At 69.0% G+C, this 8,295-nt stretch carries 4 protein-coding genes; 2 read left to right on the top strand and 2 right to left on the bottom strand.

Translation table 11 applies throughout. The features are described from left to right. Positions 1–569 precede the first annotated feature (569 nt). Together IG54_RS0132050 and IG54_RS0132045 are read left to right on the top strand one after the other, a co-directional pair. Positions 570–3,056 carry a DEAD/DEAH box helicase gene (locus IG54_RS0132050; protein ID WP_037898128.1) on the top strand — a complete coding sequence of 829 codons (2,487 nt, stop codon included), beginning with the start codon at positions 570–572 and terminating at the stop codon, positions 3,054–3,056. Beyond that, positions 3,053–3,460, top strand: a complete 408-nt coding sequence (locus tag IG54_RS0132045) for a hypothetical protein (protein ID WP_234336425.1) — start codon at positions 3,053–3,055, stop codon at positions 3,458–3,460. Before IG54_RS0132050 ends, IG54_RS0132045 begins: the two co-directional genes overlap by 4 nt. A gap of 280 nt (positions 3,461–3,740) precedes the next feature. Here the strand turns inward: IG54_RS0132045 and IG54_RS0132040 are convergent, their stop codons facing one another. Next, positions 3,741–7,352, bottom strand: coding sequence for a DEAD/DEAH box helicase (locus tag IG54_RS0132040; RefSeq protein ID WP_030792757.1), 3,612 nt, complete (start codon positions 7,350–7,352; stop codon positions 3,741–3,743). Next, the gene (locus tag IG54_RS0132035) at positions 7,349–8,152 is read right to left on the bottom strand and encodes a Hachiman antiphage defense system protein HamA (protein ID WP_030792754.1); all 804 of its coding nucleotides are present in this window, start codon (positions 8,150–8,152) and stop codon (positions 7,349–7,351) included. The genes IG54_RS0132040 and IG54_RS0132035 overlap by 4 nt, the downstream gene beginning before the upstream one ends. Positions 8,153–8,295 lie beyond the last annotated feature (143 nt).

Raw genomic sequence — 8,295 nt, 5'->3', positions numbered from 1 at the left:
GGGTATCCCAGCGCTGCGCGCTGGGCAGAGATAGAATTCGCTTCGCGAATTCTAAAAGGCGCTTCGCGCCTTTTTATAAACCGCTGCGCGGTTTATGGGAATTCACGCTTCGCGTGAATTGGATTACCGCTGCGCGGTAATGTGAGGGTCTCTCCGCTTCGCTCCGTGACCGGAGCGTCCGCTGCGCTCCCGCCCTGCCGGCTTCGCCGGGCTGGCTACGGCGGTGTGTGGCGGTGCATCAATTGTGCCTGCGGGTAGGATCCCGAACCGGTGGGCACTGCCTCTCGGGGCCGGCCCTGGGTCCGGCACCACGAGGAGGTCGGGGCCGAGGGCTGGGGAGTCTCGTCCTGACGGAAAGTCATGCCCGGGACACGCTCGCACTCAGGAAGGGGTGTGATGCGTACTGCTCCCACAATGTAGCACACTGATCGGCCATGGTGGGGCCGGAACAGGCCAACCGTCAGTCGATGTGGTGCATCGTGCTGCATCAAAGTCGTTCATCAAGTGATGCACGGGTAGCATCACGAGTGAACGGCTACCCCCCTCCCTCGGATCTGGAGCATCTCGTCATGACTGGTGAAATTCCGCTCTATCCGCATCAGGCGGAAGCGGTGGACGCTATCGTTGCCGGGCTGGAAATCCGGCCCGGCCAGCAGATTCCGAAGAATGGGCTGCGCGGTCAGGTGCATGCGGCGTGCGGCACGGGAAAGACATTCATTGCTGCCGGTGCGGCGCAGCGGATTTCTCCGCATGGGCGGGTTCTGGTTCTTCTTCCGACGCTGGAATTGTTGGCGCAGACGGTGCGGGAGTGGCGGGCTTTCGGGCGTTCGGGGCCGATGGTGGCGGTGTGTTCGATGGATGACGATCCGCGTCTGTACGACCTGCGGGTGCCGTCGACGACGAATGCCCCGCAGTTGGCGCTGCACTACGGGAGCGGGCCGGTGACGGTGTTCGCGACGTACGCGTCGCTGCCGGTGCTGACCGAGGCTCATGAGGGCGCGTACGGGCTTCCGATGGACGTGTGGGACCTGATCTGTGTGGACGAGGCCCACAGAACCAGTGGATCGCTGGGGAAGGCGTGGGCGGTCGTCCACGACCAGGAGCAGGTGCCGGCGATGCGCCGGTTGTATCTGACGGCGACGCCGCGGATCTGGATGGAGCGGCCCCGGCCGCGCTGGCGGACGGAGTTCCCGAAGGAGAGCGGGGAGGCGGGTCGCCGGGCGCCGGTGAACCGGCTGCCGAAGGAGATGGCCTGTTCGATGTCGGACGAGCGGATCTACGGGCCGGTTCTGTGGGCTTTGGATTTGTCGGACGCGATCGCGCGGGGGTTGCTGGCGCGGTATCAGATCGTGGTGGTGGAGCTGCGGGACGAGCGGCTGACGCTGGAGCGGCTGTACGGCGAGGAGCGGTTCGAGGAGCACGTGCGGGGCGAGCGGCTCGCGGTGCTGCAGGCGGCGCTGCTGGAGGCGATGGCGGAGCACGGGCTGGAGCGGTGCATCACCTTCCACCACCGGACGATCGAGGCGCAGGCGTTCTCGGTGGGGCTGGAGCGGGTGGCGGGGCGGCTGCACGCGGCCGACCCGGAGCGGCATCCGGAGGAGGTGTGGTCGGGGTGGCTGTCGGGTGAGCACGAGCCGGAGGCGCGGGCGGAGAAGCTGTACCAGTTCGGGGCGCGGGTGGGGCGGGCGGTGATGTCGAATTGCCGGGTTCTCGGTGAAGGGGTCGACTGCCCGAGTGTGGATTCCGTCGCTCTTATCGATCCGAAGGGGTCGGCGGTGGATATTGTTCAGGCTATTGGTCGGGCGCTTCGGCAGAAGCCCGGTCAGGATAAATTGGCGACGCTGATCGTGCCGGTATTTCTCGATCCGGATGAAACTCCGGAAGATATGCCGTATTCGGCTTCGTACCGGCCTCTTCTGAGGGTTCTTTCCGGGCTGCGTGCGCATGATGAGCGTGCGGTGGAAATGCTCGCTATTCCGTCGGAGAACCTGCAACGGACGAAACCGGTGTCGTCGTGGCTCGGACCGGCGCCCGAGGGTGACGACGAGGAGGAGCAGCGGCTGCTGCTTCGGTTCGGGGTGCATCGTGATCCGGCGTTGGTGGCCAGGTTGGTGGAGTACAACCTGATCGAGCCGGAGCACGCGAACTGGCGGGCGGGGCACCGGGCGGCGGTCGCGTACCGGGAGCGGGAGGGTGATCTCGCGGTGCCGTACCACTGGGTTGAGGGCGGGGACGAGCGGGGTGAGGGCGGGTTTCCGCTGGGGCGGTGGCTGTCGGATCAGCGCCGGTCGATGCGGGCGGGGACGATGCTGCCCGAGCGGGCCGAGGACCTGGAGGCTCTCGACATCGTGTGGGACCCGGCCGACGCGGCATGGGAGGAGAACCTTGGTGCGGCGAAGGCCTACTTCGCCGCATACGCGACGCTCGCCGCTCCGGTCACGGCGATGATCATGGACCGACCCGTGGGTCAGTGGTTGGCCAACGCGCGGAAGAAGGGCGGGCTCGGGAAGGACCCGGAGCGGGCGTCACGGCGGGCGGCGGCGTTGGCCGCGATCGACCCGGACTGGAACCCGGACTGGCCGGTGGACTGGCAGCGGCACTACGCCGCCCTGAAGGGCCTTGTGGCGCCGGGGGGCGTGCTCGGGGATATGGAGCCCGGGTCGATAGTGAACGGGCTCGACGTGGGCGCGTGGCTGGCCGCCCAGCTAGGCGGGTGGGAGCGGCTGTCCGCAGGGCAGCGCGAGCGCTTGGTGCAGCTCGGCGTCCGGCCGCCCGAGAAGCCGGCCGCCGTCGCGGCGAAGGGGCGGCCGCGGCGGGCGGGCGGTGCGCGGGCCGGGGCATTCGAGCGGGGGCTCGCCGCGCTCGCCCAGTACGCGGAGCGGGAGGGGACGGTGGTGGTGGCGAGGTCCTGGTCCGAGGAGTTGGCGGACGGGACGTCTCTGCGGCTCGGGGTGTGGCTGTCGAACGTGAAGAACCGGCGGGCCACGCTGACCGGTGAGCAGCTTCAGCGGCTGGCAGCTCTGGGGCTGGAATGGGCCGCGGCGGAGGCGGCGTGAGCGGCGGCGGCATCGAGGAGGCGCGGATCCGTGCGGCGGCCGCCGGGCATGCGCGCCGGCGGGCATGGGCGGAGGCCGAGGCGGTATTCACCGCGGTGCTGGGCGACCCGGAGGTGCGGCGGGTCGGGGCCCTGATCGAGGAGGAGGAGGAGGAGGAGGAGGAGGAGGAGGAGCGCCGTGCCGGGGCGGAGCTCGAAGGCGAGTTGCAGGTGTTCCGGGACCGGTATGCGTACGCGGTTCGTACGGGCGATGTGGAACTGCTCGTCGGGGTGTGTGCGGGGAAGCACGGGCGGTGGGGGCGGATCTGCGTGCTGGAGGCGGGTCACGAGGAGCGGGTGCCGCACTGGGGCAGTGCCCCGGAGGGGCCGGTCGCCTGGATCGGCAGCGCACCGGACGACGACTGAATCGGTCTGACGCCGGAGCGGGGCCGCGCGTCGGGGCCCGCGTCGGGGCCCGCTCTACCTTGACGGCATGTCAGGGATTGCGCATCGCACTGGCGTACGAGTGGAGTCCCGAACCCGGGCCGACCACCAGCTGAACCACTGACATCCAAATGACGATGTTCCACTGCCACTCCACAGACCATCAGAGACGGAACACCTGTCGACGAGCCAGCACGCCCGTCCCGGGCCGGGCTGGCCGCCTCTGCCGCGTTCGGGTTTCTGCAAGCGGGCAGGATGCTGGTCAACGCGATGTGCGCGTTCCACGGCCTCCTGGCGCTGGGCTGATGCTGATGCTGAGCTCGACCTGGTCGTGGCCAATCAGCTGGCCAATGTCGGCGAGGGACCGGGGGTCGGTGTGCAGGACGGCGGTGACCGAGGGGGCAGGCCGATCGTCAAGGGCCAACGCAAGCGGCCGGGCAGTGGTCTTGGAGATCCAGCCGAGGGGGAGCCCGTTGTGCTCGACCCGGATGGCGTTTGGATCAGACGGGTTGTTGTGATCGCGGACGAGGTCGAGGACGGTTCCTGCGGCCAAGTCGGCGATGTACCCGTCGCTGTGGGTGTGCCGGACGCCGCGTAGGGGGGTGGTGAACGTTCCCCTGCCGCTGAGGATGGTCTTCTGGACGTTGCGGGGGCTGCGACGCTCTGTGCTGCGGATGAGCAGGGCCGCGATGCTGGGGGTGGTCATGTCGGTGATCTCGTCGGTGGTCAGGTCGCCGAGCCAGCCGGTGAAGTCGGAGAAGGACGGCTCGGGGAGAGGGCAGCATGCGGCCAGGTCGATTGCCGCGCTGCGTTGGTGGATGCCCAGGCTTGCGGCGTAGCAGGCAGGGGCGGTGTCGACGCCGTACTTGAGCATGGCGGGCAGAGTGGCGAGTGGGCCTTCGGGCGTTATGCCGTAGCGGGTCTCCAGGATCTGCAGGATCGAGGAGACGGCCCAGGCCAGGTCCTGGACGATCACCTTGTCGATGTAGTTCGACGTGACCGTGATGTCCTTGGCGTCGAGGAGCAGTTCGTAGTGGTTGTGGATCTCCTGGAGCGTCCAGCCGGCGATCCAGTCACCGGCGAGAGGGACGACCGCCCCGATCGGGCGGCCCTTGGCCGTGGCGCTCCGGTGGAGTTCCTGGATCTTGGTGGCGGCGGTCAGGATGGTGTCGCGCAGTGCTGGCCATGTCGCGGGGTCGAGGAGCCCTGGGTGCTCGGTGAGGGTGTTCGCGACCTGCTCGGCGGCGGTGATCGCGTCGAGGCCGCCTTGCAGGCTCAGTCCTGTGCGCAGGATCGCCGCGCGGGCGGCCGGGTCGGGGAGCTGGCGGGCGAGCGCGGCGACGCGGCGGGCGGTGTACCGGGCGAGCGGCTTGAGGGACCAGTCCCGGGCGCCGATTTGGTGGCCGCCCAGGGTGTGGGTGAGCAGGTCGTGTGCTGCGTCCTCCAGCAGTTGCTGGTCGGGGGTGTCGACGACCTCTTCGGCGAGCATCGTCAGAAGCTGGAGATCGAGACCTTGCGCCCATTCGGTGAGTTCTTCCTGCTCTGGGTCGGGCAGTTCGATGTCCGTGAGGTTCTGTCCGGGGGTAGGGTAAGCGCCCAGTCTCGTGATGACGAGGCGGTGGTAGAGCGCCTCGATAGTGGACAGGACCGGTTCGATGTTGTCCTTGTCGAGGTAGCGGCGTCGAAGCTTTCGGGCGTCCTGGGCGTCCTTGGCGATGAGGATGACGTGGCCCTCGGTCTCCTGGAAGGCTCGGCCGGCGCGGCCGGCGGCGTTCCAGAACTCGCGGACGCCGATCTGCTCCTGGTTGCGCCAGGTGCTGTGCACCAGCACGGTTTTGACTGGCAGGTTCATGCCTTGGGAGAGGGTGCTGGTGGCGCACAGCACGCGCAGTGTGCCGTCGCGGTAGGCGCGTTCCAGCAGGTACCGAACAGGCTGCGGGACCGTGCCGTGGTGGTAGGCGATGCCCTGGGTCACCATCACGGTGAGTTCGTGCTCGTCGCCGAGGTGCTCGGCAATTCGCTCCGCGAGCGCCAGGCGTTGGTCCCGTTGGCTTGGCACGCCGAGCACCGGGGTGTCGGTCTTCTTCAGTGCCGTTTGCAGGGCGCGCGCGGCGGCCTGCGCGTAGGTGGGCTGGGTGGTGGAGATCAGTACCGGGCCGAGGCGTTCGAAGTGCAGCGCCAGCGCGGCCGCGACGTCCTTGGTGTCGCGCGGTGACAGGCGGGTGCGGTTGAGGTGGCGGGTGAGCACTTTGGGCACGAAGAAGTCTGCGCCCTGGGCGGTGCCGTAGTGGATGCTGCCGGTCTGTCCGTCCTTCTCCTGCCCCCGCCAGGAGAACACCCCGGTGCGCAGCTGGGAGGGCGACCAGTCGATCTTCGCGTGGTTGGTGCCGTCGGCGATGGGCTCCAGCCAGCGGGCGATGTCTTCGCCGTTAGGCAGGACCGCGGACAGCAGGACGATCCGCGCCTGCGGAGTGGTGCGGCGGATCCGGGTGAGGACCATCTCCAGACGAAGGCCGCGGGTGGAGCGGTCGATGGAGTGTCCTTCGTCGACAAGGACCAGGCGCAGTCGGTCGGCGAGCTCAGGGGTGTTGCGCAGCAGCAGGTCGAGTTTCTCGGTGGTGACGACCAGGACGTCGGTATGGTCCAGGAGCTGGTTCTCGTAGCGAACGTGTTCGGCGCCGCCGAAGAGGGAGGAAACGCGCAGGCCGACGAGTTCCAGGCTGGTGGCGAGGTGTCGTTCGACCTGGGCGGCGAGCGCGCGGGTGGGCACCACGTACACGGCCAGCGGCGGGTCCACGAAGCGCAGGAGCAGCCCGAGGGGGTTGTCGTCGTTCTCGCCGGTGTCGGCGAGGGCGTGGAGGACGGCCCATTCGGCGATGTGGGTCTTGCCCGCGGAGGTGGGCATGGTGACCGTGAGGTTGTGGGCCCGTGCGTCGAGGAGTCCGGCGTCCAGGGCGGTGCGTTGAGAGGGCCAGACCTGGGTGAGCGGGCGGTCGGAGACGATCAGGGCTTTGAGGTAGCGCTCCCAGGTCCTTGACCAGGTGGAGGCGCGGCGCAGCAGGAGCCACGGGGAGGTTGCGACGATGTCCTCGACGGTGTGGGCGAGGGAGTCGACCAGGGTCCAGGTGTCCACGATGGAGGCTTGGAGCAGGATAGAGGCGGCCTGTTGCAGGTCGGTGACCGCGATGCGCCCGGCCGTGCGGTCGCCGGTGCGCCACAGGGTGGCCAGGGAGCGTGCCGAGCGGCCGACCAGGCCGTAGGCGGCCAGCACGGCAAGGTCCGCCTGCTCGGCCCGGCCCGCGTCGAGCGCGGCGGTGAGTGCGCGGCCAAGTCGCGGCAGTTCGCTCACTGCGGCAGCACCGAGCCGGGCGACGGTGTCGATGTCGCGTTGCAGGATTGCGCCGGCCGCCTCGGCGATCCGGTACGGGGCGGCAGCGGCCAGCCTGTCGGAATCGGGCAGGTCCCCGTAGGCGAACAGCTGCCCGACTTCCCTGTGGAAGATACGGGCGATGGCGGTGGCGTTGGCCTGGTAACCGGCCAGGCCCCACATCGCCGCCGAAATCGCCAGCAGTTCGGCCCGGGCTTCCGACTTATCTGCCCGTGCGGCGAGGTCGGCGTAGGCCTGGGCGATGTCTGGCAGAGGGCCGGGCTCCGCGCGGCGCTCGCGGGGGGTGCGGGCCAGCTGTCCGAGCCGGGCGAGGGCGAGGCCGCGGCGCAGCGCGTCGGGGTCGTAGGTGTAGTCGGCCGACCCTTCCGTGCTGATCTGCGCCGCCAGGACGTGGGAGCGCAGCTGGCGGCGCAAGGACGCGGACGCCTCTCCTGTGGCCAGTGCCTCGTCGCCGAGACGCCGTAGGGTACCGCCGTCGTCCCTCACGCTGTTCCTGCCGTTCCGTTGTCCGTGCTTCTGGTGGTGTTGCCGGGGGCGGTCTCGGCAGCGTCGTAGACCTGGCCGACGAACTCCTTGAGGTCGTCGATCTTGACGACGGTCAGTTCGGTGCGCTCGGTCACCTTGACGCTGAGCCCGGCCACGATGTCCTCCTTCCATGACCTGGCGTCGTGGACGAAGATCATGTGGCGCTCCACCCGGCGTGGAGCTCCCGGGCGCAGCAGCGCGCCGAGTCGGCGCGCGAGGAACACCTGCCCGCGGTTGCTGCAGTGCGCCATGAGGAAGTGGATGCTCTCGTCCAGCCTGCCCAGGACCTTCTCCAGGCTGTCGTACGCTTCGCTGCCTACCCGGTTGTCCCGGGAGGCGCGGGTCTTCACCTCCGGCACGGCGATCGCAGGAGGGTCCTGCCGGAAGCGGAACGCCAGCACGTCCGTGCCCTGCACGGCCTGGGCCGGGGTCTGCTTGTAGCGCAGCTTCAGCAATGGGACGCACCACCGGCGCACCCGGCGGTAGAGCGCGCCGGTGATGATCTCCCCGAAGTCCCCGTGCCGGATCTTGCGATCCACGGGGAACTTGTTCTTCCGCAGGTAGCCGGCGACTTCCGGCGCGCCCAGGTCGTCGAAGACGTTCGCGAGCTCGCCAGGAGACAGGTAGTTACGCATCACCTCGTGGCCCAGCCGTTCGACAAGCTCGTCGTCCTCGATCAGCCCTTCGTCGGCGAGCAGTTGGTACTCCAGCAGCCCGTTCGGCTGCTCCACGTCCTGCGGTCTGAGCCACTTGTCGAACATGCGCCGTTGCCCTCCCCCGGCGCCTCGCCTGGTCGGCAAGCGCACCTGAGCCAAGGCTAGTTCAGCAGGGCGCGCTGCGCCTGATCATCTGGGCGGGCTGAAGGCGCAACTGTGCGAGCTGGCCAGCTACCTGCCGCCGCAGG

It is taken from the genome of Streptomyces sp. NRRL S-920 (genome assembly GCF_000717945.1).
GTDB lineage: Bacteria > Actinomycetota > Actinomycetes > Streptomycetales > Streptomycetaceae > Streptomyces > Streptomyces alboniger.
This window is presented reverse-complemented; position numbering and strand designations above follow the sequence as displayed.